Origin of the sequence: Paenibacillus sp. ISL-20, from assembly GCF_018613005.1 — a bacterium.
GTDB lineage: Bacteria > Bacillota > Bacilli > Paenibacillales > Paenibacillaceae > Paenibacillus_AQ.
In genome coordinates this window covers 32895-58819 of the sequence record NZ_JAGGRD010000061.1, presented here as the reverse complement: position 1 = coordinate 58819, position 25925 = coordinate 32895, and the positions used below count along the sequence as shown (strand labels likewise).

Here is a 25925-nt window from a genome sequence, read left to right as displayed (position 1 = left end):
CTTAGCCCACCTTTCCAAGAAGGTATACGACCGAGAAGATGAACACCCATACAACGTCGATAAAGTGCCAGTACATGGCAGAAACATATACCTTAGGTGCTGTAACCACGGTTAACCCTTTTCTGTACAGCTGAGCGATCAACAGACTGATCCACACAACCCCGAAAGCAACGTGGGCACCGTGGAAGCCAACCAGCGTATAGAATGCAGACGAGAATGCACTCGTCTTCATGTTAAACGATTCATGCACAACATATTCATAGAACTCATAAATCTCAAGGCCAAGGAACCCAAGACCCAGAACAACGGTTACGATCAGCCACAACTTCAGCTTCTCGATATTGTGACGGTGAAGCGCCTGAATGGCGAACACGCTGGTCAAGGAACTCACAAGCAATATCAGCGTTGCTGCTGCCGTAATTGGCAGAGAGAACAGCTCGGCTGCGGTTGGGCCTTCGTTGTTCTGGCCGCGAAGCGCCAGGAACGTTGCAAACAACGTACCGAAGAGCACGGCCTCTCCACCGAGGAAGAGCCAGAAACCAAGAACCTTATTACGGCCTTCGAGTGTTGCCTTCTCCGGCTCGTGAGGAAGTTCGCCGTTTACATGTTCAGCGTGACTCATGCTTTCCCCTCCCCTTCCAGTTCTTCAACTTCGATGTGATATCCATGATCATCGTACAGGGAACGAGCGATCATAGCCGCGAACGTAATCAGAAGACCAACAATCAGAACAATATATTTATTGAAGATTAAGCTCATGAACGAATTCGAGAAGTCCTCCGTGCTAAACATGAAACCAAGACCCGCGATAAACAGACCCAGTGACATTACAAACGGTAGAATACTTGGCGAAGGCATGTGAATCGGACCAACCGGTTCGGATGGTGTCATCTCTTTATTGCCTGCCATCTTCTCTTTCCAATAAGCGTCAATGCCGCGAACAAGCGGAATTTGCTTGAAGTTGTACTCTGGCGGTGGAGAAGGAATACTCCACTCGAGCGTACGGCCATCTTCCCATGGATCGTTCGGAGCACCAACCGGTTTTCTCGAAGTGGCAACAACGTTTGCCAGGAAAGCCAAAACGCCGATACCCATCAAGATTGCGCCGATGGTACTTATAAAGTTAAGTTCGTCAAAATTCTGGTTCGGCAAGTATGAGACAATCCGCCGCTGCATACCTAGCAGTCCAAGGAAATGCTGTACGAAGAATGTCAAATGGAAGCCGATTGCGAACAACCAGAACGTCCATTTGCCAAGCGTTTCGTTCAGTACGCGACCGAACATTTTTGGCCACCAGTAGTGGAGTCCGGCAAACAAACCGAATACCAGACCACCAACGATAACGTAGTGGAAGTGAGCTACAACGAAATACGTATCATGGTACTGGAAGTCTGCAGGAGCAGATGCCAGCATGACGCCGGTAACCCCACCCATAACGAACGTCGGTACGAAACCGATCGCGAACAGGTTTGCACTGGTAAAGCGGATTTGACCGCCCCACATCGTAAACAGCCAGTTAAAGATTTTGATACCGGTAGGAACGGCGATCAGCATCGTTGCGATGGAGAAGAGCGCATTCGCTACAGGTCCAAGACCTGTCGTAAACATATGGTGAGCCCAAACCATGAAGCCCAAGAAGGCGATCAGGATGGTTGCAAATACCATGGAGCTATATCCGAACAAACGTTTACGGGAGAATGTCGGAATAACTTCTGAGATAATACCGAATGCCGGCAAAATCAGAATGTAAACTTCAGGGTGACCGAAGATCCAGAAAATATGTTGCCACAACACGGGGCTACCGCCAGCCGCAACATCAAAGAAATTGGCACCGAGCAAACGGTCAAAGCTGAGCAATACGAGACCTACCGTAACTGCAGGGAATGCGAACAGGATCATGGCCGATGTAATGAAAGCCGTCCATGTAAACATTGGCATTCTCATGAATGACATTCCAGGTGCACGCATCGTTATGATGGTAGCCAGGAAGTTGATACCACCGATCAACGTACCCAGACCTGCAATCTGAAGACCTATCGTATAGAAGTCTACACCATGTGTAGATGAATAGTCCGTTGTGGATAGCGGCGTATAGGATGTCCAGCCCGCATCAGGGGCTCCGCCCATAATCCAGCTAAGGTTAAGCAAAATTCCACCGAACAAAAATGTCCAGAATCCGAGCGAGTTCAAAAATGGAAACGCGACGTCACGTGCACCGATCTGAAGCGGAATGACCGCATTCATCACGGCAAAGATAACTGGCATTACGCCAAGGAAGATCATCGTCGTTCCGTGCATGGTAATCAATTCGTTAAATACCTGAGCTGATACTAGATCGTTCATCGGCTTGATCAGCTGCAAGCGAATCAGAATCGCTTCAATACCGCCAATCCCGAAGAATAAGCCGCCCGCTATCAGGTATAATATACCGATTTTCTTGTGGTCAACGGTTGTAAGCCAATCCATTAACCCCGTGTAGCGTTTGACGCTATGGCTTTGTGCATGAGCGTGAGCCAAGGTTTGTACCCCCTTTTAAAGTTCTTGCTGCTGTATTAATTATCCAACTTATAATTGGCCAAGTAATCGGCGATCTGCTCGATTTCTTCATCACTGAAGCCGAGATCCTTCGGATTAGGCATCGTGTTGCCAGGTTTTACAGCCTGAGGCTCCATCAGCCATTCCACCAGGTTGTCTTTCGTCGGCTTTGTGCCTGGTTTGCCGCTTATGTCGTTCAGCAAGATACTCGCAATCGTCTCACGTGATCCAATGCCGGTCAGGTTAGGACCCATCGCTCCGCCTTGGTCGCCCACAGCGTGGCAAGAAAGGCAGTTGGTCTTGAATTTCTCGGCGAGTGCCGCATCCGCAGGAAGCACTGCAGGTTCTTTAAATGCCGCTACCCATTTGTCAAATGCCGCATCGTCAACCGCTTTCACCCGGAATTCCATGAAGCCGTGAGAAGGACCGCACAACTCTGCGCATTTACCAATGTATGTATCCGCTTTGTCAGCAACCAGAGTCATGTAGTTAACGCTGCCTTCTGTGTTTGTATCCATCTTACCGCCGAGCGATGGTACCCAGAAGGAGTGAAGCACATCATTCGTTTTTAATTGGAACGCAATTTTCTTGCCTACAGGAATAACCAGCTCTTGAGCGGTTCTTACGCCGTAGTCTGGATAATTGAACTCCCACCAGAACTGATGAGAAGTAACTTCCACCTTAACTGCTTCTGGATTGTTCCAGTCGTTCTCTCCGTAAGCAAATACCTTTTGAATAGTAGGAACTGCAAGCACGAGAACCAAGAGCAGCGGAATCGCCGTCCAAATAATCTCCAACTTATGGTTACCTTCTACTTGCTCAGGAATTTCATCTTGTCCCTTTTTTCTACGGAATTTAACAAGCACGTATGCGGCAATTCCAAATACCACAACCATTACGACGGTCATAATCGAAATGGAGAGCTTAATTAAATCCAGTTGACCTTGTGCTACCGGACCTTGTGGTCTTAAGACCGACAAATCCTCTCGGCCGCAGCCGGATAACACCAAAGCAAACATGGCCATCAAAGGAAGAAGACGCTTTACAGCCTGCCACCGTTTCATCATTGATCTACCCCACTTTTCCGATTTTCGTAGACTACCATCCGGCGCAAACAGCGGTAATCTACCTGCACAATCACGGATGAAGTAATCCTGTCAATTAAAGCAATCACTTATTAAATATAAGTTCATGGGTTGCTTTTGTCAATCATTCACAGGGAGTTCACAAATTGTTCGAAAAGTCGTCAAAGTCGCGCCGTTACTGATTTTGCAATCGCTTTCAAGCGGTATCTCCCACCCGACGACCTATCATTCGACATCCTCTGCAACCCGTCAGCGACAGCCTTCATAGCTATATATACAGTCATTTCCGCCATTTTGAATCTGTTTGCAGCCACTCCCCGTTCATCTGAGCTCCCATGATAAAGGAGGCGTTCTCCGCAAGCCTAGGCAACATCGCGAAGAATACCTTCTATTATTATGGTATATTTTTCGCGATCTTAATCCGTCAGAATAACAGCACCTTCACGAGTAACCGCAATGGTATGCTCATACTGTACGCCTACCGATCCATCCGCACTGGATATGGTCCAGCCGTCATCCCCCCAGAACACGGCACCCGAAGGTCCCAGGGTGAACACCGGCTCGATGGTAATCACCATTCCTTGTTTGAGTTTCAATCCCCTTCCCGGAATTCCATAGTTCGGCACATCGGGCGGCTCGTGAATGGCCCGGCCGATGCCATGGCCGACAAGCGATTTGACAATCCCGTAGCCTTCCCTTTCAGCAATCTGCTCAATCGCATAGCCAACGTCACCCAAAGTTGCCCCGTCCCGGACCGCCTCGATCCCTTTAAACAGCGCTTCATGCGTATGTTTCATCAGCTGCTTTACTTCTGGGGAAACCTTATCTACGGCATAGGTCCAGCCGGAGTCCGCCAGCCATCCGTTTTTGTTCACAACCATATCTATGGTCACGACATCCCCCGCTTTTAGCGGCCTCTGGTCGGGAAATCCGTGACACACCACATCATTTACAGATGCACAAGTGGCGTATGGAAATCCTTTATATCCTTTTTGCTGGGGAAAGGCTCCGTTCTTCTCCAGAAATTTCTCGACCCTGGCATCGATCTCGCTCGTTGTGATCCCCGGTTTAATGACTTTCGCTATTTCACGGTGACACGCAGCCAATATGCGTCCCGCCTCGCGGATATGTCCGATCTCTTCCTTCCGTCTCAGCTGTATCCTCACATCTGTCCACTCCCTTATATCCTAATCGGATCGATTGCTAACAATATATGTTGGGAAAGTTGCAAAATACCCCTAGAAAATGGACTTTCCGAGGAAGTATGAGCCTGTTGACTAAACGGGGACTGACAAACGCAAAAAAACCGCTTTCGGGACATTGGTCCCAAAAACGGTTTAACCATAGACTCTAAATGGTTCATGTCATTAGTCATTAACAAGGTAAAGATGCGATGCGTGTTGGTGATATTTCTATAGACCAGGTGCTATTACAGGTTACGAAACGGAGGAATTCAGCTTGCCAAGTTCATGCTCAACAACAAGAGTAAGCTCTTCTTCATAGCCCCCCATAATATGGTACTTCCGGACATACTCCTTTACAAATTTTTTCGGATCTTTAGGCCGGAAAATTCGTGTCATTTCCCGCAGACTTTCCTTAACCTCATTGTGACCTTTCGTTGCCATGATGGATCCCTCCCAAAACGTGTGGAATAAAATTACTCCGTTTAAAGAGAATGCCGAAAAGATCTACCTCATTAAGTTGAAGCCATATTGCAGTTCTTACGGTGATGATTAGGTTGATATTCAGCAACTTACCAATGCACCTGACACTATACATACCCTAACAGAATGCAACTGAATCATTAATATATTATATCATATTCTTCTGTTTGTTTCATCTTTCCCAAAAAATGTTTTTTTGTCCTATGTTTTTTCATCAGGTCATTCTTTGTGCCGGGAATTGGTTAAGATACATTCAATCGAGCTTTCCGCCAACTCTAGAAATCAGCGAATATCACAAATTGATACTCAGAATAACATATTTAAGATACAAGGAGGCCTTTAAATATGATGTCGAATACCCAGTCTTTTCTCCACTCCTCTGTTGATATAAGCTCGCCTATTCCTGTCGCGGAGCCTGAAGACGAAGGCCTTCAGCGCGATGTGCTCGATCAGGTCGATCAGATTATTCAGAAACAATACCCGAAAATGCGCAGCTTTCTTCTGCTCCATGCCGGCAAACTCATCTACGAACGCTATTACAACGGTCATGGCATTACCTCGCTGAATGATCTCAGGTCCGCTACCAAGAGTTTTACGTCGGTATTATGCGGCATCGCCCACTCACGCGGCGAATTACCTGACCTGAATTCCTCCGTAATTGACATCTTCCAGCGATATGTTCCCGAACGAGCCCATCCCCTATTGCAAAAGGTTTCCCTTCATCATCTGCTGACGATGACCTCAGGCTTTGCGTGGCAAACCGGTAAAAAGCTCGGGGAACCGCTCATTCACCGGTTCCACCGCAACCGAAAATGGACGAGCTTCGCGCTATCCCTCCCTGTCATTGAACAGGAAATGGGCCTCTTTCAATACCGGAGCACGGATTCCCATCTGCTCTCCGTCGCCATTAGCGAGGCTACGGGAATGGATGCTTACGCCTATGCCAGACAACATGTATTCGAGCCGCTCGGCATTCGTCATACCGCCTGGTCTCCAAGCCCCGAGGGCCACAGTATGGGGCACATCGGCCTCTATCTCACCTCACGCGACATGGCCAAATTCGGTCTTTGCTGCCTGAATGGGGGACGTTGGCAAGGCACCACGCTCATCCCGGAATCATGGCTTAAGCAAGCACTGGCTCCACAGGTTGAGGGCTATCCCGCGTTTGGCGATTACGGATTCCAGTGGTGGACCGGGGTTCAGAACCGAACTCCCTTTGCGCTTGCACACGGCCATGGAGGACAGCAAATCTACCTTTTCCCCCAATTGGATACAGTCGCCGTATTTACGGCCGACAGCAAGGTCAGCCGCTGGAAGAACCCGCGGTTTCTGCTGGAGCGCTATATTCTCGATGCTCTAAAATCAAAATCCGCAACGTCTTCGCCAAATAGCTGACAAATCGCCAGCGTCGGACTCTATGCAAGAAGCGTTCGATTCGTTGGCAAGCCAAGAATCTGACCTTTCATGCAAATTTCAGCGGATAGTACCTCCTCTTTCTGGTTACTTTATGCGATATGAATCATTTCTAAAATCAAGCCTGAGAGGAGCATGCGACATGTCCGGTAAAGACAAGGATCTCCACCCTATTTCGCGAGAAGAGGTTGAAGTAGACGGAACCTACACAAATGAATGGGGACGGGAGGAATATTTGAAACGCGGCGAGGAATTTCCGTTCGATCCGCAGAAGGGCTCCACGGAGTGGCGGCTGGCGGAGTATGATTTTGAAAACCACCATCGAGGCATGACAGATGAGCGTCTGGTTCCGAAGGAAAAAGGGCCTGATAAACAGGTGAATGCCGAATCTCCGCTGCGCCATGATGTGGAAGTAGATTAAAACCCTTGTATATCGGCAGTGAGAGATGATTCATCAGACCTGCGCATAAAAGGGTGATATGACATGCGAAAATCGAAGCGGCTTCTGCTATGGCTGATCCCGATCGCCATTGTAGGAGCCATATGGCTTGCAGCTTCTATCGTGGAGCCGGAATACGCCTATATACCGCCAGCACATAAGCTTGAGAATACCACGCAGCTCCAAGCCCAGCAAACGGGTTTCATTCGCCAGTATGATATCTGGGGCAAGACGCTTACGGTTCCCGGTACCGCCCTGAAGGATCAGGACCCCAGATTAACAGCCGCCCATGGCGCCGTTGAGGTGACGAAAGAGCTGCTTGCCTTAGGGCGCCGTACACTGTATGAGGAGTCCTTTGGCAATGAGGTTTTTTTAACGGATATCTTGGGGATCGTCGATGGTCCGATGAAGCTGAAGAACGTGGCAAAAGCTATCGCCGAGCTGAAGGGACGCGGAACAACCAATTTACGCGTTGAACTCGATCAGGATGTTACAATCGGCGACAAATCCTTCCGCAAGGGAGATAAGATTGATACCGGCTTTGACGTAGCCAAAGGCGCCTATTCTCCCATTGGCGTTACGATTAAATATGCCGAAGGCAAAGCCCGCATCGGCGTTAGCTGCATGGCCTGCCATGCGACCGTAAACCGGGAAACGGGAATGGTTGTGGAAGGTGCCCCCAATTCCGATTTGAACCTCGGCTTAATGCTGGCACTGGCCCCGAATAGTGCGGCGTATTTTACCCATACCGACATCACGAGCCTGGTGGATTATGTCAAGAACGAGCAGCGTACGGTTGTAAACTCTAAAGGAAAAACTGAAGCACTACCGGATCCCGCCCTGCTTGAGAAAGCCGTTGACGAAAATCTGGTCAAATGGATGCCCGGCACATTCGATACAACCGTGGATTTGGTGAGCGACGTGACCCAAATTCCTGATATGTTTACGAAGGGTGATCATCCATACAGCTGGAGCGGCTTCGCTACCGCGGGTCCCTTCAAGGGACTTAGCACCTTCAGCAACAATGTTAACGCCCAGAATACGGATACCTTGAGTCAAACCGAGGTTAGCGAACCGTTATGGGGGATCGACAAAGAGATTTATGTGGGCACCATTCTGCAAAATGCAGCCCATCGCAAGTTTCGCTATGATCCAAGCAGCGGGCTGAAGCCAACCGAATTCTTCAACCGGCTGGATCCCAATCCCGGAACCCCTGGTGTGAATGAGGTTGTTAAGATTCCGAATTTCCCGAAAGTTTCAGCCATCGCCCCGAACGGGCTGTACATCAGTTCGCCGGGATTCAAAGCCGGGGAGCAGGTTAACGCCATGTCCGCCTATCAAAATACCATCCGTCCGCCTGAAACGGATCCCAAGGAAATCTCGGATGCCAAGACGATCAACCTCGGAGCGGAAGTGTTCAAAAAAGCACAATGCATCACTTGTCACGCTGGCGACTTCTTTACGAATAATCGCGTTATGCGCGCGGCTGAAATTGGCACTGAGCCTGCAAGGGCCAAGGCTTTCCATCGTACGCAGAATGCTTTTGGCGAAGCAGAGTTCTATCCACCTGACACTCCAGTGCCGATCCCTCCGGATGCCAAGGTAACCAAAATCCCACTGGACGATATCGACCCCGAGCAGATCGAGCTGGGCTTCGGCCATAAACAGTTGGGCGGCGGTTACAAGGTCAAGGGGCTGATTGGTCTTCGCTGGTCCGCACCGTATTTGCACGACGGCGGTGTAGCGGTCGGGCCTAAGCTGACGCAAACCGGCGTATCGCAGACGCTTATGAAAGGGATTCACCCAGACCCATACAACAGCCTGAAAGCCCTGATTGACCGCAAGCTGAGAGTGCAGGTCATCGAGGCTAACCGTAAGGACTCAAGGCTGAGAGACACCCATGTCACCGGTCAGGGACATGAGTATTGGGTGGACGAAAGCAGCGGTTTCACGCAAGAGCAGCAGGATGCTCTCGTGAAGTATCTGCTGCAATTAAAAATGAAATAAGTTCGGGATTTAACCATCATACTTTGTCCCATCGGCTCATAAGGTAAGGTATAAAGCTTGCCCTACCCCAGAACCGGTCTAAGACAAGGAGTTGATGAGATGTCCCCTTTCAAATCGTCCACAGGACTTCCCGAGAATCTGGCGGCTACGCTGTGCTATCTTTTTCCCATGGTCGGAGGAATTCTGTTTCTTTCATTAGAAAAAAGAAGCCGCTACGTCATATTCCATGCTCTGCAGTCCTTGCTGGCCTTCGGCATCCTGGCCGTCGCTCACCTACTGTCGAGCGCGGTGCCTATCATCGGCCTTCTGGCCTCCGCCCTCCTGGCGCTGGTCGGCGTCTTGATGTGGCTGGTGCTTATGGCCAACGCCATTCAGGGAAAATGGTTCAAGCTGCCCTGGATCGGCAATATTGCAGAGAAACAAATGCAGCGCGTTTAAAGCTTTTGTACCTCACGTAAAAACGGCTACCTCCACTCTATGGAGGTAGCCTTTTTGTTGGGATTCGAATTAACGGGACCGGATCAAAAAAAGCAGCCGGAGTTCATCCGGTTGCTTTTAGGGACATTTGTTATGCAGCGTGCCCTTCTGCTGAATCACCTTGCTCTGTGGAAGTGGGCTTGGTATTTCTCAAACCATTGAAGATCAGGTTCAGCACAATCGCTGTCAAGCTGCCCGCCACAATGCCGTTATCGGCAAGAATACGCAGGTTGTCAGGCAGACTCGCGAACAGACCCGGTACGGTTGTCACACCAAGGCCCATGCCGACAGAACATGCGATAATGAACAGGTTCTCGTGTCGGTTAAGGTCTACTTGATCGCCTAACATCCGAATACCGGAAGATACAACCATCCCGAACAGGGCTACCATGGCTCCACCCAGAACCGATGTTGGTACAAGCTGTGTCATGGCGGCAATCTTTGGAACAAATCCGATCAAGACCAGCAGGCCGCCAGCCACAACGATCACGTCACGCGTCTTCACACGGCTCATCTGAATCAGACCCACGTTTTGAGAGTATGTGGTATAAGGGAACGAATTGAAAATACCGCCTACCACAATCGCAAGACCCTCCGCACGGTAGCCACGGGACAGATCCTTGGAGGTAATGTCACGATCCACGATTTTGCCAAGTGCCATAAATACGCCTGTCGATTCGGCAACACTGACAATCGCCACCAGAATCATTGTCATGATGGGAACGATCTTAAACTCCGGCGTACCAAAGAAGAAAGGCTGCGGAGCACGGAACCAGCCGGCTTCGCGCAGCGGGGTTAAATCCACTCCACCGTAGAATGCGGCTACCACGGTGCCTAGAATAAGCCCCAGAAGAACCGATATCGAACGCAAGAAACCTTTGGCAAACCGATTCATGATAATAATGAAGGCAAGAACGCCGAAGCCAAGGGAAATGTTGAGCGCACTGCCAAAATCCTCGCTGCCTTGACCGCCGCCAAGGTCATTCAAAGCTACGGGAATCAGCGTCAAACCAATAATTGTAACAACAGAGCCTGTCACAACAGGCGGGAATACCTTAATCAGCTTACCGAATAAACCGGAGAACAGAATGACAAATAAACCGGAAGCGATAATCGCTCCATAAATTGCCGACATCCCGTGCTTCTGTCCGATAATGATCATCGGACCTACGGCCTGGAATGCGCAGCCGAGCATGACCGGAAGACCGATACCGAAGTACTTGTTGCCGAATACCTGCAGCAAGGTTGCAACCCCGCAGGCAAGCAGGTCGATGGCGATGAGATACGTCAGTTGCTCCGTCGTTAAGCCGAGCTGTCCGCCAACGATAAGCGGTACGATGATAGCCCCTGCGTACATTGCCAATACATGCTGTAAACCCAATGAAAAGGTTTTGCCCGGACTCCGATTTTTATCAAAAATCGGTTCTTGCACCGCTTGTTTCTGTTGTTCCATGGCTTCTTGATTCCCCCCAATTAAATTGTTAGCTTTCGGTCTATGCGAATGTCACTACGCCATCATCAAGTGATGCAATCCGTACGAGCGATTCTACTCGGTAGCCCGCTTCGGCTAACAATCGTCCTCCTGGTTGAAATGCCTTTTCAATGACGATCCCGATGCCTACCACCTCGGCACCCGCCTGCTCTACGATTCGGGCAAGCCCGAACGCCGCCTCGCCGTTGGCAAGGAAGTCATCCACGATCAGCACTTTATCGCCAGGTTTGATGAATTTCTTCGCGACCGTAATTTCGTTCGTCTCTTGCTTGGTGAAAGAATACACCTTCTCCACGAATATATCCTCACGGAGGGTCAGCGACTTCTGCTTCCGTGCAAAGATGAGAGGCACTTCCATCTCAAGGGCGGTCATAATGCCGGGCGCGATGCCGGAGGATTCAATGGTCAATACACGAGTCACGTTCGCTTCCTTAAATAATCGCGTAAATTCCTTTCCCACCTCTTTCATCAATACCGGGTCCATCTGGTGGTTCAGGAATGAATCCACCTTAAGTACCTGTCCGCTTAATACAATGCCTTCCTCTTTCACTTTGTTCTGCAGTAATTGCATGATGCTCCCCCTTAAATTTGTTTACATTCCAAGCAAAAAAAGCCCACTTCCTCCTTTCACCGAATCGCCGGGAAAGAAACAAATGGGCATAAGCAACAAAAACGCACCGTGAGCCACCTGAGGTCAAATGGAATTGACCTGGCTTGTCCGCTGCTGCTGCTATAACCCGTAGTCCAATCATTTCCGGTGATCGGGTAGAAACATGCAGGCCAATTCCTGCACCTATACGAGAAAATGTATAATATCCAAATTCCTTAGAATGCTTACGTGTAAATGTTATATTTCCGAATGAATGAAGTATAACGCATTCCCTATGAAAAAATAAAGTGAAAATTTACGGAAATAATAAACTGCCGGTCAATTAAAGAAAAAAAAGCCACCCCATAAGTTTCATGGGACAGCCTGCAGAGGCACTAAATCCGCTACAAAACCTCAATAATCGATTCCATAGGATCACCGATGGGCACCGATACATCGCCGTTTACATCAACCTGCTGGATACGGAGCGTATAAGTCCCACCATGAGCTTGCTGCCAGGGGAATAAGATATCGTTCCCATTCCCTTCCAGTTCCATGTCACCAGCGGTTAAACCTGCGTTCAATCGGTATACCCCTCAACCCTTAATATCATCTATTGAAATGTAACATGGATTTGAACAATCTCGGAGCGGGAACCCAGACGAATCGGCGGTCCCCAGAAGCCGTAGCCCGAGGACACGATGGAATGCATCTGGCCTTTTTGCAGATATCCCCAATCATTCTCGAACATGGCCTCCGTAATTAGATGAGCCGGAAATACCTGCCCACGGTGCGTATGCCCAGAAACGATAAGGTCTATACCCTGCTGCTGTGCTTCCTCCAGCGCATTCGGCTGATGATCAAGCAGAAGGATCGGCTGGGATAGATCGGTCCCATCCATGATCGTGGACAATTCGGTCCGCTCCAGATCCTGTTTATCCCGTCTGCCAACCAGCGTCAGGCCCTCCACCGTCAATTTCTCATCATACAGCACGGTCATGCCGCTATGCTCAAGAGCCGCGATCAGTTCCGGAATTTCTCCTTCGAATCGGTCATGATTGCCCAGTGAGGCATACACACCATACGTTGCCTGGATACCGGTCAGAATTTGATCGATCCCCTGGCGTAAATAAGCATCCAGATCGTCATCGATGATATCGCCTGGAAACAATACCAGATCCGGCTTTAAGTCATTGATCTCTTTCACCATGCGCGCAGCATGGGCTTTACCTGACAAGACGCCGAAGTGCATATCGGATGCCATAACGATATTCAGCTGCTCAAGTGTGCCGGCGTTCTTGTCCACGTGAATATCATAAGCCCGAACCGTTGGACTATAAGCATTAAATGAGCCGAAACCGATCACAATCACCATGAACACCAACACGATAGAACCCGCCGCCTTCTCCAGGCCATCTCTTCGCAATGCCGTCAATCTCAGCAGCCACAACATGATATGCATCAACGGGAGAAGGATGATCAGGACATAGAAAATAGCCATCCAATACGATCCTATCACACTCAGCACGGTGAGATTACCGAAGAACCGCCCTGAAATAAACGATGTTGATACCACCGTCAGCACGACTATGTATGTCCATTTGAGCACAAGGGATGGACCCGGTTTCATCCAGCTCCAAATGCTTCGACCAATATAATAAACCAACGAGCCGTAAATCAATAATGCGACGATTCCTGCAAAAATAAACATCTCCATCCCCTTCCGTACATCCATTATAACAAGCGGATTTTGCGAATCCCAGCGGACGTTACGGAAGGAAGATGGGGTTATTCATTTCTTCGCAAATATCATGATGTCTCCATGTCTCCAGGAAGCCGTTACAAGCCCGTGCGTTGTTTAGGCAGCAGCTCGTTCAGCAGCGATTTCAGATTGCGGTCTTCCGTATATTTTTCTTGACCCATATCGAGTTCGTTCACACGTATATAAGTATAACTTTCCGTAGGATTCTCCGGTTTAAAAAGAAGTTCATCATGCGGGTCAGGTACCACCTTATACTCCATTTCATGAAACATATCGAGCAGCTGCTGACCTGTAGGATTCTCTCCTTTATCCACAAAAATCAATCCCCGAAGCTTTTTAGGTTCTTCCTTATGTCCCACTGTAAAATGAACGATGCATTCCATGCTCATTCATCCCCCTTCTCTTGGTTGTCATGCTTGCGATTAAAAACCGCCTCATTCAAGCTCTCCTCCCAGCTACAAACCTTCATTCCCGCCTGTTGCTGGATCTTAAGCAAATAAACGCCAAGATATATCCCGGCGTTCCTTATCTATATGTTTATTACATTGTACGATGAACCATAATGTCTAACTGTGACAAAAGTCACTTCTAGAAGAGCCTCCCATGAGCTGAGCCGAAACCCTAGGCCGTATTTCGACTGGTATCCCCGTCCATTGAGTCAGGATCAGCTTCATACTCCGCTAGTTTGGATTTCGGTTCCGCAGCCTGGTCTTCCTGAGCTTCAGCATCGGCTTCCGCATTAAGATACAGGCTCTGGATCAGACCAAAGTGCTCTCCATAACGCGCCTCCAGCTGCTCACCCATGTCCTGCTCAAGCTGGAACAATACCATCTCCTGAGTGAAATGATGCAGCAGGAGCTCCGCCAGTACCGGATGCTCCGTGATGACCGCTCCTGTATCATATTCCCCGCCGCGCATCCCTAATATGCACCACTGCCGGTCCACAACAAAGGAGAATTTCCGGCCGCCTCCTCTGCGCTCCGCAAGGCCGTTCCACCCAGGCCACGCCAGCGTCCTTGAGAGTCCCTGGTCCGGGCCGTCACAAGCCCACAGCACCTTGACTCCCCTAGCCTCCGCTTCAGCCAGCGGTTCACGCAGAAGCGATGCCTCTTCACGCCAGACGTCAACCACGATCTCATGTTTCGCTCGCTTCAATTCCCGGACGAGCACATCAAGCACCGCCTGATCTCCTTCCATACTAAGGAAGGGCGCAGCGGTACCGCTTCCTCGCGGCAAGCTCTTCTCAACAAAAGCGAGTGATGCCTCCACACGGCCGGATATCATCCGCGTCAGTTCCTCCGGTTTCAACGAACGGTAACGGACGGGTTCCCCGTCCATTCGCTCAAGTGCCCCTTGCCGCTCCAAACGCTGCATAGCTGCATAGACATTAGAGCGCGAAGCTCCAAGTCGTTTAGCTACCTCATAACCACCCGCCGGCCCATACTCGGCAAGGTCCACCATAATTTTCGATTCAATCTCCGTAAATCCCAAATTCCGCAAATGATGCAGCAATTGTTCCATAATATTAGTCCTCCCAAGATGCTCGAACGCTTGCTCTATCATTCATACTGTCATATTAACACTCGCGTTAAGGGCATGATCGTCCGAATCCCTATATCTTAAATCTGTTCAGCTCCACAGCGCGGACACCATTTCGAGCCTTTAGGCAGGTCGACACTGCAAATCTGGCACTTCACCATATCGCGCGTCGCCTCATCATCACCAACATAGTCCTGACTTTGGTTATTCTCCTGCCAGAAACGAATGCGGCGGTCCAGTTCCAGCTGCCTCTCCCTCTCCCGCTCGAGTTCTTCCCAGTGACGGCGCTCCTTCTCCTGCTCATCCTGCTCGATACGAAGCTGTTCCGGATCAACCTCCGGTTCAGACAGCTCCATTTCCTCGTGCTGCCGCTCCGGCTCCGGTTCATACATATCCGGCTCATATGGATCCGGATTCGAACGGTAATCATAGGTATGCAATTCGTCCTGCTCTTGTTGCTGTTCTTCAGCTGCCGCATATTCATGTTTATCAAACATGATCTTACGCTCAGGCTCCCTTGGTTCTTCCGCTGTTGACTTCTCAGGGTGAATTAAATTATCAAGCTTATTCCCACAGTACGGACAGAAATTTGCATCCAGTGCGACCACCCGCCCGCATTCACAGACCCGCTCATTCTTGAGGACCGCAATGCGGTTCCGAATTGCTTCGATTTGCTCCTGCAATCCATCGCAGGTTTGCGCAAGCTCGACCATTTCTTTTTCAGCCATCGTCATGTCCTGCTGACGGTAGCCCTCATAGAACACTTTACCCATCTGCAAGTAATATGAGTTCTTCTGCTGTTCGATTTCGGAGATTTGGCTGTTGAGCTTATTCACTTCCACCACGTGCTGAGCCTTTTCCGTTGCGCGGTTGGCTCCATCCTTGAGCTTTTGTAAAATATTCATTTATGAATCCTCCTCTTTCTCATATCCCGATTCACCAGCGAGTCGCCGGCGCATTGTCATATCTCTTCATTAAGGTTATTAACGATTTTTAGCTAGCCATAAACCGGCTATCCCATGTTTTTTTACCGTTTCGCATACTACTCATTGTGATGATATGCTCCTCATCGTCCAGTATACTGCCGCCATGGTGATTCTATCATACCAAATTCCTTGCCCCATGTGAAAAAGGAAGCCCCTTCCAACCCCGCTGCTGATTCATCCAGGTCCCGAACGTGTATATGATTAGAAAACTGGACAGTACAATGCCGTTATACTGTCGGCTTGCAGCCGCGTCCTATTCCGTGCAGCCCTTAGCTGCCGAAGTCTGGAGGGATTTAATATGACAAACGATAAAAAGACGTATTATGTTTCAGTCAATCACAATCTGATCCAGGATGTACCGAACGATACGAATGAATATGTCGTATATATGGATGATGAAGAGGTCTCAAAGCTGAGGGGACTGCTCTATGAAGTCAGCAGCAGCGATCGGTATGCGTTTAAACGCACATTCGTCCCTTATAAGTCGGCAGATCATGACGATGCTGCCGAGCAATACGATGAACGAACGATAAACCTCTACCACTTTCTCCATGAACATGGAGATGAACGCACCCGCAAAACCATTGAGGACATGAACATCCTCGGCAAGCTGACCGACACCGGCTACGATGATCCCGGTTATGAGGACTCGCCATTAAATAAGTAAAGACTATCAGTCCGAAAGAAAAACGTATATCGACGTACCTTCTCAGAAGACAGACCGCATTTAGCGGAAGTTTTTCTTGCGAGATCAGGATGGTAAACCTCTGAAGTTGATGCTTTCTTATCTCTTAAAATACGAATGAATCCCGGAGCCAAGCCGCCCCGGGATTCATTAGTATAACAAGAACATCGCCCGGCCTTGCGCAGGTCCTGTTCTACTTTATAGATTCGCAAGCCGGTGTACAAGGATAAAAAGTCCCGTTTATCCTACGACTATTAGCACAGCTTACAGTTTAATGTTCGCCTCATCGAGGTATTCTTCCAGCGTCATACCGCTGTCGGCAATATCCGGCGCCAGATCCTTGCCTACATAACGGATATGCCATGGCTCATATACATAACCGGTAATATCCTCAGCCCCTTCAGGATATCGAATGATGAAGCCGAATTCCGACGCATGTTGCGCTAGCCACTGCCCTTCCGCCGTATGACCGAACGTTTCCTCCAATGCATTACCTGCGCTTGGGCTGGACACGTCAATCGTAAGGCCTGTCTGATGCTCACTCGTACCCGGCACCGCGCTTACACGATTAGCCTCGGCTTCCCCTTTGGTACGAACATTATTCTCATATATACTTTTCTGACGGGCATAAGAACGATATCCCGATACGGCGCGCAGCTCGATGCCATCCGCTTTGGCCGCATCGAACAATTCCTCGAGCGCGTCCGCCGCTTCTTTTCTCAGATGCCGTTTTTCATGCGGCTCATCAAAAGAAAATGGGACATTCGGCTCCACGAGATCACTTGGTTCATAACCATCAGGCAAGCTGCGCTGCTTATTTACAACCACCGTCATAGCCTCCGCGTTGGTTACGATCTGCTTGCCGCCGCTCTCCTGGATCGTGGCTTGAAGTGCATTCTCGCTGCGCTTCGCCATAACCGGATCCGCCGGCTGATTCTCAGCCCCTGCCTCTCCATTACCCGCGCCACCCTCAGGAAGTGTGTTTCCTTCCTGGCCTTCAGCCGGCGACTGCAATTCCTGACCCTGTTCCTTACCGGAACCGGTATCATTCGATTGACATCCTGCCAGAATGACCCCTGCTAACATCAAGGATGACAGCATTACGCTTGTAAATCGTGTTCGTTTTCCCGAAAATGCATTCATCTATTGCTTCTTCCTTTCCCACGGTTTGTCCTGCACCCATTGTACCTTATTCAGAATAAGCAGGACAAACGAGCGGCTGTCGAATCCTGCCGGATAATCTCCGTTTACGTCAAATATCCGGCCGTTTCCCTCGATTTATGGCGCCGCTTCTATCAAATTCATTGCAATTCTGTGATGGATTTCCAATCTTACGGCGACTTCAAACTGCGGCGCTTCTGCTCGGCTTGCTTGGCCGCTCCGCGGGCAATCACGCTGAGCGCTTTGGGAGCGCCGCGAACGCCAGGCAGTAAGCTTGTCCAGTCGCCGACTGGGCCTAGCTGATCTGCCGGAGGCGGCGGTGACAGCTGCACCGCCAGCTCGCTAAGCTGCGGGCCGGGCCGGTGCAATCGGCCCTCGGCCGCCGCTTCGGCCACCCATTCGCCCGGAGAAGGACCGGACGGTCCCTTCTCCTTCGCGCGGGTGGCCTGCTCTGCGGCAGAGCCGCCTGCTGGCGACGGGGCTGCTTTGGCCCAGGCGTCGAAGACGCCAGCCAGCAGCGCTTCCCGCGTCAGCTCCAGCAGCGTCAGCTGCTGGAGCGGCTCTGCCGCAAGCCGCAGGGCCGCGGCAGCCAGCAAGGCTGCGGCATGCCCGCAGGCCCTTTGGCCGCAGGTGCAGCGGGCATCGGCGGCCTGCTCTTCGCCCTGCAGGGGCGATGACGCCAGCTCGCCCAGCCAAGGGGCCTCCTGACCTGCAAGCAGGCGGTACAGCGCCTGCGGGTCTTCCTCCAGATAAGCCAGCACCGCCTCACGGGCAGCAGGGTTCAGCGTCTTCACCTGAACGCTGACCTCATACGTCCCCGATGATTCATCGGCTCCATTCACTTTCCCCTTTAACCATCCGGGTTCGATCTCCAGCCTGATTCGTTCGGCCGATTCCGCAGATTCCATAGCCTACACCTCCTTGGCGTCCATTTTTGTATGTCTTTTCGGCTGCTCCATGCTCCGTACGCAATCCGGTTACATCCAATCTTGCTCCTGCAGCTCAATCAGCTGGCGGAGCTCACCGTCTGACATTTCCGTCAGCCATGTTTCGCCTGATCCGACAACCTGCTCGGATAACGCCTTCTTCTGTTCGATCAGCTCGTCAATCCGCTCCTCCAGCGTTCCCTGAGAAATCAGCTTGTGCACCTGAACGTTACGATGCTGCCCGATCCGAAATACACGATCCGTCGCCTGATTCTCGACCGCCGGGTTCCACCACCGGTCATAGTGAAGCACATGGTTCGCGCGGGTCAAATTCAGGCCTACGCCCCCGGCTTTTAACGATAGAACAAAGAACTCGGGTCCCTCGCCAGCCTGGAATGCCCGTACCATCTCATCCCGTTCCCGTTTAGGCACCCCTCCGTGAAGGAAATACGGCTCCTTCCCGTATTTACGTCCAAGCATGCTTACCAGCAGTTCACCCATGCCCACATACTGGGTAAAGATCAACGCCGATTCTCCGACATCTGCGATGCTATCGAGAATTTCAAGCATGCGCTCCATTTTGCCCGAGGACTCCGCACGCACCGCGCGTCCTTCGTCACGTCGAAGCAGCTGCGGATGATCGCATATTTGCTTCAGCTTGGTGAGGGACGAAAGCACGAGTCCCTTACGGGCCATGCCCGACCGGCTCTCGATCTGTCCCATCATCTCATCGACAACCGCTTGGTACATCGCACCTTGAACCTCAGTCAGCGGGCAATACGATTTCAATTCAAGCTTCTCCGGCAGATCCTTGCGGATATCCGGATCGCTCTTAAGTCTGCGCAGCATGAATGGAGATACCAGCTTATGAAGCTCACGGAATCTCTCCTGCTGCCCCTCTCCCGGCGCATAGCGCTGACGGAAGGTGTTAAAGGAGCCGAGATATCCCGGATTGAGAAAATGAAAGATCGACCACAGCTCCGCCAAACGGTTCTCCACCGGTGTTCCGGTCATGGCAATACGGTGAGGCGCAGATAATTTCATGACGCTCTGCGCCTGCTTCGTACGGTAATTCTTAATATATTGTGCTTCATCGAGCACCACACTCGACCACTGGATCGCAGATAAATCACCGCTGTCTCTTCCCGCCAAGTGATAGGTGGTTAACACGATATCATGAGTGGCCGCTTCCTGCAGGAAGTCTTCTCCACGCAGACGTCGAACCCCATGGTGCACATGTAAGGTCAGATCTGGTGCAAATCGCTGAATTTCCCGCTGCCAGTTACCCAGAAGCGAAGTCGGGCAAATGATCAGCACCGGACCGCCAGCGGATTCCGTATTGAGACGCTCCAGCAGACAAGTGATGACCTGTACTGTTTTTCCAAGTCCCATATCGTCGGCAAGGCAAACACCAAATCCCAAATCGCGCATCACACTAAGCCACTGATACCCCCGTTCCTGATACGGTCTCAGTTCGCCGTGAAGGGAGGAAGGAATTGGGCGGGACGGCAGCTTGCGGGCCGTTTCGCCATCCAGTAAGGAAGATAGCAGACCCGTTGTCTCCACTTCTTCGATAAAGAGACCCTTCCACAGGCGTTCTCCATCCATATCAGCACTAAGGTGCATCCATTCCGCAAGCTCCATCTCGCCCTGCTCATGGCGCTTCATGAACCGCAGCACTTGGTTGATCTCCTTCAGATCCACCTCAACCCATTCCCCGCGGAACTGGACATAGGGCAGATTCTGTTCGGCCAGAAACTTTAACTCTTCGCGCGTCAGGGATTGGCCTCCCATCGCTGCAGAGATCTGAAAGCTGACCAGATGCTCCATGCCTAACACCGGCAGCGGATGCGCTTCACCGGATGGTCTTGCATCCGGCATCATTTTGAGAGATAAGCCGACGCGGCGGCGCCCTTCCCTGCTCCATCGTGAAGGCATTTGAACCGTGACGCCGCTCGCCGTTAATTTCGGAACTGATTCCTTCATAAACGTGGACAAGCGGTCAAGCGATAGCGTCACGCTCTCGGGAGCACGCCCGTACAAGCCTGCGGCCAGCTCCGGTGCCAGTTCTACCGCTTCACCCAGCTTCATTAACAGCTGCAGTTGAATCCTAGAATACATCCGTCCACGGATCAGCTGATCGGATTCCGGATTTCCCCAAATGCTGCGGACTGGCATTGATAAGCCTTCGTCCTCCTGGCTTCGTACCCAGAAGGACACCTTCCAGTCCTTCTGGTTCTCGTCCAGAGGCGGCTCAAGCCGCAGCCCAAGTCCAACAGTTCCGTTCTCGTGAGGCTGATCCTCCCCGCTGGCATAAGGAAACGTCGTCCCTCCAACACGTTCAACAGCTTCCTCCAGCTCGCTGACTTCCTCAGCCGTCCCTTGAATGGGAATATCCCGACTGACGGTCAACAGGCTGTTCCACCACAGCTCGGCCAGTGGAGATTGTCCCCGCCGGTAATTCGCCAGGTAGGTCCGAAGCTTATCCTCCGATTCACGGACAGCTGCCCGGGCTTGGCTGTCGATCACGCCGCACAGAAATGAATACAGCACAATAGCCCCTGCTTCCTCACGGGTTGAAGGATCGAATCCGGCAAGAGCTGCGGGCGTCCCAATCGCAATGGGCGGGATATTCGCTGCCAGCTGCAGAAAGCGTGCTGCATCCTCGGCAGACAGCTGCGGCTTCCATACCGCTTTTATATTTTGCATCGTTGTCCGGCGCCTGCCTACGGAAGGCACCTCGGCCGTCCCCGGTGCAAACTTCCCTTGCAGGAGCAGCTCCAATGCAAATCTGCTCACTTGTACCCAATATTCCATTTCCTCACCGACGTTTAGTCCCTGAGTCTGATAATACTCAGAATCCAGTGAGATCAGCAATTGAAATGCGTCTCCCGGTGTCAGCGCAAGCCCTTCCATCGTCCGTCCGCCAAGTGTCTTCCGTTCCGGACGCCGTGTGCTTTTCGATCCGAGGACTTTGGCCGGATATCTGAGCTCGGCAAGCCGGAGGGAAGCGTTAGCGAAGGGACGGGTTCCATCCGGTCTGCGAAAGGTACGGACCACGCGGCTCCAAGCATCCACTCTCGGTTCCGAAACCTCACCGGAAAAACAAAAGAATACGTCACCTAGCCATACGCCATAGAGCGGTTGATTCATCGTTGTCTCCCGTCTTTTCCTGCTTTATAGATATTATTACTATCTTATACGATAGCTTCAACATTTCAAAACGATGCGAAATCGTTCCCACGCCAAAATAACGTCAACCTTTATCATACCATGTATTTACTATTTCGTTGTGATCTATGTATTGCAGAACTCTCCTATATAGGTTAATAAAATATCCCTATTCTTATGCAATCTCCGGTTACCCCCAACAGAAAAATTCCAAATCTTTTTGTTTTTTTGCGACCCTTCTGCTGATCGACCGTATGTAGATCATACATTTAGAGTTCGGGAGGGTATTTTATTATGAGTTTTGTTGGCTTTGGTATTTTGGGAATTGTGACGTTATTACTGGGATTATTCTTCTTCTTTCTTCACATTGCCGTCTGCGTATGGGGTTATAATGACGCCCGGCGAAAAGGCCGCAGCCCCGAATTTGCGATTCTGGTTGTGCTGGGCTTGTTGTTCTTCCCTGTTGTCGGTCTCATTATTTATTTGCTGATCCGAAATAATTATTAGTAATGATCATGATCCGATTCTTCCGCTCCCCTTAGCCACGGGGTTCATGCTTATCAACTATAAAGACGGTGTCCTCAGAGCTGAAGCGTGAGGCAACCAACAACAAAAAGGTCGAAGACCAGCGCTCTAAATGAGTCTGTCTTCGACCTTTTATGATGCATGAATGACATCGGGGCTGTTTTCAAAAAGACGATATACCTTTGAGACAGTCCCTATTCACGTCAATTGAGGATTTCGCTGGTATAGGATGATAGGCGCCACCTTCGTGATTACTTTGCCTTCAAGCTTTCCCATGATTTCTGAATGCCTTCGAACAATTGGTTCTTGTCCACATTGCCAGCCACATAACCCTGCATCTGGCTGCCGAATTCATTCATACCGCCATCAGGGAATTTGTTGAACTCCCAGCTGAGCGCTTTGTTTTCTTTACTGTATTTCACGACATCGTTACCCAGATCGCCAAGCGTCTCGCTATTCGCCTCGATGCTGGTCAGTGCCGGGATGAACTTAAACTCTTCTGTAATATAACGTTTACCGGTCTCCGAAGTAACGAGCCAGTTCAAGAATTCCTTGGCTTCATCCTTCACCTTGGATTTGTTATTCACGACCCAGTTGTTTGGCACACCGATCGGAAGCTTGTCATTCTCTTCGGCATTGTCATTGATCGGCATTGGCAGAAGGCCAATGTTCAGATCCGGATTGATGCCGTCGATTTGCACTTGCGTCCAGTTCCCGTTCTGGGTCATGGCTGCTTCACCGCTGGCAAAGGTCGTGATTTCCGTGTTGTAATCTGTCGTCAGCGGGTTCTTCTGACCATACTGAACAGTAAGGTCGAACAGTCTCATCCATTCGTCGAATTTCGCGTTGCCTACCAGTTTCTCCGTACCTTCATTCATGCCTTTGACGAATGCACCCGAATCCTCCTGATGGGCGAATGGAATGTTCAGCAAGTGGTTAGCCAAAATCCAAGTCTCTTGGTATCCATTAACGAATGGCGTAATGCCAGCCGCTTGCAGTTTTTTGGCCGCATCCTCAAGCTCCGTAAGCGTCTTAGGAAGCTCGGTAATACCTGCTTTCTCAAACAAGTCTTTATTATAAATGAATCCATAACCCTCGATCGTCATCGGTTGTCCGTACAGTTTACCGTCTTTGGTCATAGGCTCTTTGGCAACGTCGACCACGTCCTTCACCCATGGCTGATCCGAGAGATCCTCGACATTCTCGAACCACGTTTCGAGATCGCGATATCCGCCAACGTTGAAAATGTCCGGCTCATCGCCGGAAGCGAACTTCGCTTTCAGCGCTGCGCCATAGTCGGAGCCGCCGCCAACGGTTTGAATGTCCAGCTTAATGCCGGGATGCTCTTTTTCGTATTCGGCTTTCAGTTGATTCAAAGCCTCGGCAATTTCGACTTTAAATTGGAAAATCTTAATCGTTTTCGTTCCGCCTTCGGCACCACCTTCAGCGCCTTGATTGTCCTCATTCTTGCCGCCGCAGGCCGCAAGCAGCGTGGAGAAAGCCAGAACCATGACCAGGAGCAGCTTACCGTATTTCTTCATTGTGAATCCTCCCTTTTTCTTCTATAACATCGTGTGTTGCATTCGTTGATAGCGTTTACTTTTTCAGTATAATCAACCTTTTTTCGTTAAATCAGGTATTATATTGATCTTTGAGGGGGAAGGAATTGACCGATTGACAACTATCCCTTCACCGCTCCTTGCGTAATGCCCTCAATGATGTATTTCTGCATGGCCAGGAAGAAAATAATGACCGGCATGATCCCCAGCACCAGCGCCGGAAGAGCCAAATCCCACTGCTTCGTATACTGCCCAAAAAAGGCAAAAGTAGCAATTGGTATGGTCCGAAGCTCTGCGGACTGCAGGATCAAGGATGGAAGCAGATAGTCATTCCAGATCCACAAGGTGTTCAGGATGATGACTGTAACGAACATCGGCTTCATCAGCGGGAATACCACCCGGAAGAAGACGCCGTATCCGCTGGATCCATCCACGGTTGCGGCTTCTTCGATCTCCATCGGGATCGATTTCACGAACCCATGGAACAGGAATACGCTCAGCGGAACTCCGAAGCCCAGGTAGCAAATAATAAGTCCATACAAGCTGTTGTTAATCCCAAGCGTTGCCGTCACTTTCACGAGCGGAATCATGATCGATTGGAACGGAATGACCATCGCCGCTACAAACAGTGCAAACATGATCTGGTTAAAACGCGTGTTCCGGCGAACCATCTGGTAAGCGGTCATGGCACTTAACAGCGCCAGCAGCAGATTGCTTGCCACCGTAACGACCAGCGAATTCCAGAACGCCTGCGGAAAGTTGGTAATGTCCCACGCCCGAGAGTAGTTACTCCATTCAAAGGCGGTCGGAAGCCCGGCCGAATCCGTCAACAGCTCGCCGAAGGTTTTGACGGAGTTCACGAACAGGAAGTAGAACGGGACCAGGAAGAGCAAGGCTACGATGATCATGATGATCTCAGTGGCCATGGTGTTCAGCCGGTATTTTCTCGTGGTCTCCATTACGCCTCAACCTCCTTGCTCTTCGTGAATCGAACCTGCAGACTTGTTATGATAGCAACCACGATGAAGAAGATGACTGCCTTCGCCGTTCCGAGTCCGAGACGATTATTCGTATAAGCCTCGTTGTAAATATTCATGGCCACCGACTCCGTGGAGCCGAACGGCCCGCCTTTGGTCAGGGAGAGGTTCAAGTCGAACATTTTGAAGGACCAGGATATCGCCAGGAACAAACATACCGTAACCGCCGGCATGACAAGCGGAATAATAATGGACCGTAGTACCTGCCCTCTGCTCGCGCCGTCAATTTCGGCAGCCTCCAGAATATCCTTCGGCACGTTGTTGAGTGAGGAGATGTAGATAACCATCAGGTAACCGGCCGTCTGCCAGACGAAAACGATTACAATTGCCCAGAAGGCAGTCCCTTTGGTGCCGAGCCACGGCAGATTAAAGAATCCCAGGTTCGTGGCATTGCCGATCGCTGCAAACCCTTTGACAAAGATAAACTGCCAGATGAAACCGAGCAGCAAGCCGCCGATCACGTTTGGCATGAAAAAGATCGTCCGCAGCACGTTTCGCGTCTTAAGCGGCTTGGTCAGGAAGTATGCCAGTAAAAATCCGAGCAGATTCGTCAGGATGACGCCAAGCACCGTAAACCGGGTTGTGAACCAGAAGGCATCACGGAATTTATCATCATTGGTAAAGATGGTAACAAAATTATCAAAGCCGACAAAGTCGATTTTGCTTGACACGCCATTCCAGTTCGTGAAGGAATAATAAAGACCCAGAAGGAACGGAATGATCATGATCAGGATGAAAAAAATAGTGGAAGGTCCCACGAAAAGAAACTGCTGCAGCAGCGCCGAAGATTTTTTTCGATTCATCCCTTGATCTCCCCTTTTCGTTAAGTTGTTGTATGATGTACAGCCATTATGCGGTAACCTGTAAACAATA

At 50.4% G+C, this 25925-nt stretch carries 24 protein-coding genes and 1 riboswitch; of the genes, 6 read left to right on the top strand and 18 right to left on the bottom strand.

What is annotated here, in order from left to right; genetic code table 11:
* Position 1: 1 nt before the first annotated feature.
* From J7E85_RS28480 to J7E85_RS28460, 5 genes are all read right to left on the bottom strand, one after another.
* Entirely contained in the window at positions 2-622 is a 621-nt protein-coding gene (locus tag J7E85_RS28480; RefSeq protein ID WP_009590523.1) for a cytochrome (ubi)quinol oxidase subunit III, read from the bottom strand.
* Entirely contained in the window at positions 619-2466 is a 1848-nt protein-coding gene (gene ctaD, locus J7E85_RS28475) for a cytochrome c oxidase subunit I (protein WP_379414455.1), read from the bottom strand. The genes J7E85_RS28480 and ctaD overlap by 4 nt, the downstream gene beginning before the upstream one ends.
* Positions 2467-2552: 86 nt before the next feature.
* Positions 2553-3602: a cytochrome c oxidase subunit II gene (gene coxB / locus J7E85_RS28470; protein WP_215163281.1), complete on the bottom strand. Its 1050-nt coding sequence runs from the start codon at positions 3600-3602 to the stop codon at positions 2553-2555.
* 434 nt (positions 3603-4036) lie between these two features.
* Positions 4037-4786: a type I methionyl aminopeptidase gene (map, locus tag J7E85_RS28465; RefSeq protein WP_215163280.1), complete on the bottom strand. Its 750-nt coding sequence runs from the start codon at positions 4784-4786 to the stop codon at positions 4037-4039.
* Between the two features lie 270 nt (positions 4787-5056).
* Positions 5057-5245 (bottom strand): hypothetical protein, encoded by a 189-nt coding sequence (locus J7E85_RS28460; protein ID WP_006208082.1) that lies wholly within the window; start codon positions 5243-5245, stop codon positions 5057-5059.
* 387 nt (positions 5246-5632) lie between these two features.
* Here J7E85_RS28460 and J7E85_RS28455 point away from each other — a divergent pair, with 387 nt between their 5' ends.
* From J7E85_RS28455 to J7E85_RS28440, 4 genes are all read left to right on the top strand, one after another.
* The gene (locus J7E85_RS28455; protein ID WP_215163342.1) at positions 5633-6679 is read left to right on the top strand and encodes a serine hydrolase domain-containing protein; all 1047 of its coding nucleotides are present in this window, start codon (positions 5633-5635) and stop codon (positions 6677-6679) included.
* 160 nt (positions 6680-6839) lie between these two features.
* On the top strand, positions 6840-7118 hold the full coding sequence (locus J7E85_RS28450; RefSeq protein WP_076326002.1) for a transposase: 279 nt from the start codon (positions 6840-6842) through the stop codon (positions 7116-7118).
* Between the two features lie 63 nt (positions 7119-7181).
* Positions 7182-9143 (top strand): electron transport protein, encoded by a 1962-nt coding sequence (locus J7E85_RS28445; RefSeq protein ID WP_215163279.1) that lies wholly within the window; start codon positions 7182-7184, stop codon positions 9141-9143.
* 99 nt (positions 9144-9242) lie between these two features.
* The gene (locus J7E85_RS28440) at positions 9243-9581 is read left to right on the top strand and encodes a DUF4870 domain-containing protein (protein ID WP_076326004.1); all 339 of its coding nucleotides are present in this window, start codon (positions 9243-9245) and stop codon (positions 9579-9581) included.
* 130 nt (positions 9582-9711) lie between these two features.
* Here J7E85_RS28440 and J7E85_RS28435 read toward each other — a convergent pair whose 3' ends face one another.
* The 7 genes from J7E85_RS28435 to J7E85_RS28405 form a co-directional block, all read right to left on the bottom strand.
* Entirely contained in the window at positions 9712-11073 is a 1362-nt protein-coding gene (locus J7E85_RS28435; protein WP_215163278.1) for a nucleobase:cation symporter-2 family protein, read from the bottom strand.
* 40 nt (positions 11074-11113) lie between these two features.
* Positions 11114-11683, bottom strand: coding sequence for a xanthine phosphoribosyltransferase (locus J7E85_RS28430; RefSeq protein WP_096777095.1), 570 nt, complete (start codon positions 11681-11683; stop codon positions 11114-11116).
* A gap of 149 nt (positions 11684-11832) precedes the next feature.
* Positions 11833-11933: riboswitch (purine riboswitch) on the bottom strand.
* 172 nt (positions 11934-12105) lie between these two features.
* The gene (locus tag J7E85_RS28425; RefSeq protein WP_215163277.1) at positions 12106-12285 is read right to left on the bottom strand and encodes a hypothetical protein; all 180 of its coding nucleotides are present in this window, start codon (positions 12283-12285) and stop codon (positions 12106-12108) included.
* A gap of 29 nt (positions 12286-12314) precedes the next feature.
* Positions 12315-13412, bottom strand: a complete 1098-nt coding sequence (locus J7E85_RS28420) for a metallophosphoesterase (RefSeq protein ID WP_215163341.1) — start codon at positions 13410-13412, stop codon at positions 12315-12317.
* Between the two features lie 128 nt (positions 13413-13540).
* Positions 13541-13846 (bottom strand): hypothetical protein, encoded by a 306-nt coding sequence (locus J7E85_RS28415; protein WP_179090732.1) that lies wholly within the window; start codon positions 13844-13846, stop codon positions 13541-13543.
* A gap of 238 nt (positions 13847-14084) precedes the next feature.
* Complete coding sequence (locus J7E85_RS28410) at positions 14085-14984, bottom strand: TrmB family transcriptional regulator (protein WP_215163276.1); 900 nt, start codon at positions 14982-14984, stop codon at positions 14085-14087.
* 98 nt (positions 14985-15082) lie between these two features.
* Positions 15083-15907, bottom strand: coding sequence for a zinc ribbon domain-containing protein (locus tag J7E85_RS28405; protein WP_215163275.1), 825 nt, complete (start codon positions 15905-15907; stop codon positions 15083-15085).
* 379 nt (positions 15908-16286) lie between these two features.
* Between J7E85_RS28405 and J7E85_RS28400 the strand changes: the two genes are divergently transcribed.
* A complete protein-coding gene (locus tag J7E85_RS28400) occupies positions 16287-16655 on the top strand; it encodes a hypothetical protein (RefSeq protein ID WP_215163274.1) in 369 nt (122 codons plus the stop codon).
* Positions 16656-16937: 282 nt separating this feature from the next.
* Here the strand turns inward: J7E85_RS28400 and J7E85_RS28395 are convergent, their stop codons facing one another.
* The 3 genes from J7E85_RS28395 to J7E85_RS28385 form a co-directional block, all read right to left on the bottom strand.
* Complete coding sequence (locus J7E85_RS28395) at positions 16938-17816, bottom strand: M15 family metallopeptidase (protein WP_215163273.1); 879 nt, start codon at positions 17814-17816, stop codon at positions 16938-16940.
* 188 nt (positions 17817-18004) lie between these two features.
* A complete protein-coding gene (locus tag J7E85_RS28390; protein ID WP_215163272.1) occupies positions 18005-18742 on the bottom strand; it encodes a hypothetical protein in 738 nt (245 codons plus the stop codon).
* Between the two features lie 69 nt (positions 18743-18811).
* The gene (locus J7E85_RS28385; RefSeq protein ID WP_215163271.1) at positions 18812-21913 is read right to left on the bottom strand and encodes a DEAD/DEAH box helicase; all 3102 of its coding nucleotides are present in this window, start codon (positions 21911-21913) and stop codon (positions 18812-18814) included.
* A gap of 312 nt (positions 21914-22225) precedes the next feature.
* Here J7E85_RS28385 and J7E85_RS28380 point away from each other — a divergent pair, with 312 nt between their 5' ends.
* On the top strand, positions 22226-22438 hold the full coding sequence (locus tag J7E85_RS28380; protein WP_215163270.1) for a PLDc N-terminal domain-containing protein: 213 nt from the start codon (positions 22226-22228) through the stop codon (positions 22436-22438).
* Between the two features lie 269 nt (positions 22439-22707).
* Here the strand turns inward: J7E85_RS28380 and J7E85_RS28375 are convergent, their stop codons facing one another.
* The 3 genes from J7E85_RS28375 to J7E85_RS28365 form a co-directional block, all read right to left on the bottom strand.
* The gene (locus tag J7E85_RS28375) at positions 22708-23997 is read right to left on the bottom strand and encodes an ABC transporter substrate-binding protein (RefSeq protein ID WP_215163269.1); all 1290 of its coding nucleotides are present in this window, start codon (positions 23995-23997) and stop codon (positions 22708-22710) included.
* Positions 23998-24137: 140 nt separating this feature from the next.
* Positions 24138-24974 carry a carbohydrate ABC transporter permease gene (locus J7E85_RS28370; RefSeq protein WP_215163268.1) on the bottom strand — a complete coding sequence of 279 codons (837 nt, stop codon included), beginning with the start codon at positions 24972-24974 and terminating at the stop codon, positions 24138-24140.
* Positions 24974-25855 carry a carbohydrate ABC transporter permease gene (locus J7E85_RS28365; protein ID WP_071222084.1) on the bottom strand — a complete coding sequence of 294 codons (882 nt, stop codon included), beginning with the start codon at positions 25853-25855 and terminating at the stop codon, positions 24974-24976. Before J7E85_RS28365 ends, J7E85_RS28370 begins: the two co-directional genes overlap by 1 nt.
* Between the last annotated feature and the right edge of the window lie 70 nt (positions 25856-25925).

What these genes read in the sequence shown, in the direction of transcription:
- J7E85_RS28455 (WP_215163342.1), top strand. Translation starts at nt 5,633, where the DNA reads ATGTCGAATACCCAGTCTTTTCTCCACTCCTCTGTTGATATAAGCTCG.
- J7E85_RS28380 (WP_215163270.1), top strand. Translation starts at nt 22,226, where the DNA reads ATGAGTTTTGTTGGCTTTGGTATTTTGGGAATTGTGACGTTATTACTG.
- J7E85_RS28415 (WP_179090732.1), bottom strand. Translation starts at nt 13,846, where the DNA reads ATGGAATGCATCGTTCATTTTACAGTGGGACATAAGGAAGAACCTAAA.
- coxB (WP_215163281.1), bottom strand. Translation starts at nt 3,602, where the DNA reads ATGATGAAACGGTGGCAGGCTGTAAAGCGTCTTCTTCCTTTGATGGCC.
- J7E85_RS28430 (WP_096777095.1), bottom strand. Translation starts at nt 11,683, where the DNA reads ATGCAATTACTGCAGAACAAAGTGAAAGAGGAAGGCATTGTATTAAGC.
- J7E85_RS28445 (WP_215163279.1), top strand. Translation starts at nt 7,182, where the DNA reads ATGCGAAAATCGAAGCGGCTTCTGCTATGGCTGATCCCGATCGCCATT.
- ctaD (WP_379414455.1), bottom strand. Translation starts at nt 2,466, where the DNA reads ATGGATTGGCTTACAACCGTTGACCACAAGAAAATCGGTATATTATAC.
- J7E85_RS28450 (WP_076326002.1), top strand. Translation starts at nt 6,840, where the DNA reads ATGTCCGGTAAAGACAAGGATCTCCACCCTATTTCGCGAGAAGAGGTT.
- J7E85_RS28460 (WP_006208082.1), bottom strand. Translation starts at nt 5,245, where the DNA reads ATGGCAACGAAAGGTCACAATGAGGTTAAGGAAAGTCTGCGGGAAATG.
- J7E85_RS28480 (WP_009590523.1), bottom strand. Translation starts at nt 622, where the DNA reads ATGAGTCACGCTGAACATGTAAACGGCGAACTTCCTCACGAGCCGGAG.
- J7E85_RS28395 (WP_215163273.1), bottom strand. Translation starts at nt 17,816, where the DNA reads ATGAATGCATTTTCGGGAAAACGAACACGATTTACAAGCGTAATGCTG.
- J7E85_RS28390 (WP_215163272.1), bottom strand. Translation starts at nt 18,742, where the DNA reads ATGGAATCTGCGGAATCGGCCGAACGAATCAGGCTGGAGATCGAACCC.
- J7E85_RS28385 (WP_215163271.1), bottom strand. Translation starts at nt 21,913, where the DNA reads ATGAATCAACCGCTCTATGGCGTATGGCTAGGTGACGTATTCTTTTGT.
- J7E85_RS28440 (WP_076326004.1), top strand. Translation starts at nt 9,243, where the DNA reads ATGTCCCCTTTCAAATCGTCCACAGGACTTCCCGAGAATCTGGCGGCT.
- J7E85_RS28435 (WP_215163278.1), bottom strand. Translation starts at nt 11,073, where the DNA reads ATGGAACAACAGAAACAAGCGGTGCAAGAACCGATTTTTGATAAAAAT.
- J7E85_RS28405 (WP_215163275.1), bottom strand. Translation starts at nt 15,907, where the DNA reads ATGAATATTTTACAAAAGCTCAAGGATGGAGCCAACCGCGCAACGGAA.
- J7E85_RS28365 (WP_071222084.1), bottom strand. Translation starts at nt 25,855, where the DNA reads ATGAATCGAAAAAAATCTTCGGCGCTGCTGCAGCAGTTTCTTTTCGTG.
- J7E85_RS28420 (WP_215163341.1), bottom strand. Translation starts at nt 13,412, where the DNA reads ATGTTTATTTTTGCAGGAATCGTCGCATTATTGATTTACGGCTCGTTG.
- J7E85_RS28400 (WP_215163274.1), top strand. Translation starts at nt 16,287, where the DNA reads ATGACAAACGATAAAAAGACGTATTATGTTTCAGTCAATCACAATCTG.
- J7E85_RS28410 (WP_215163276.1), bottom strand. Translation starts at nt 14,984, where the DNA reads ATGGAACAATTGCTGCATCATTTGCGGAATTTGGGATTTACGGAGATT.
- J7E85_RS28370 (WP_215163268.1), bottom strand. Translation starts at nt 24,974, where the DNA reads ATGGAGACCACGAGAAAATACCGGCTGAACACCATGGCCACTGAGATC.
- J7E85_RS28375 (WP_215163269.1), bottom strand. Translation starts at nt 23,997, where the DNA reads ATGAAGAAATACGGTAAGCTGCTCCTGGTCATGGTTCTGGCTTTCTCC.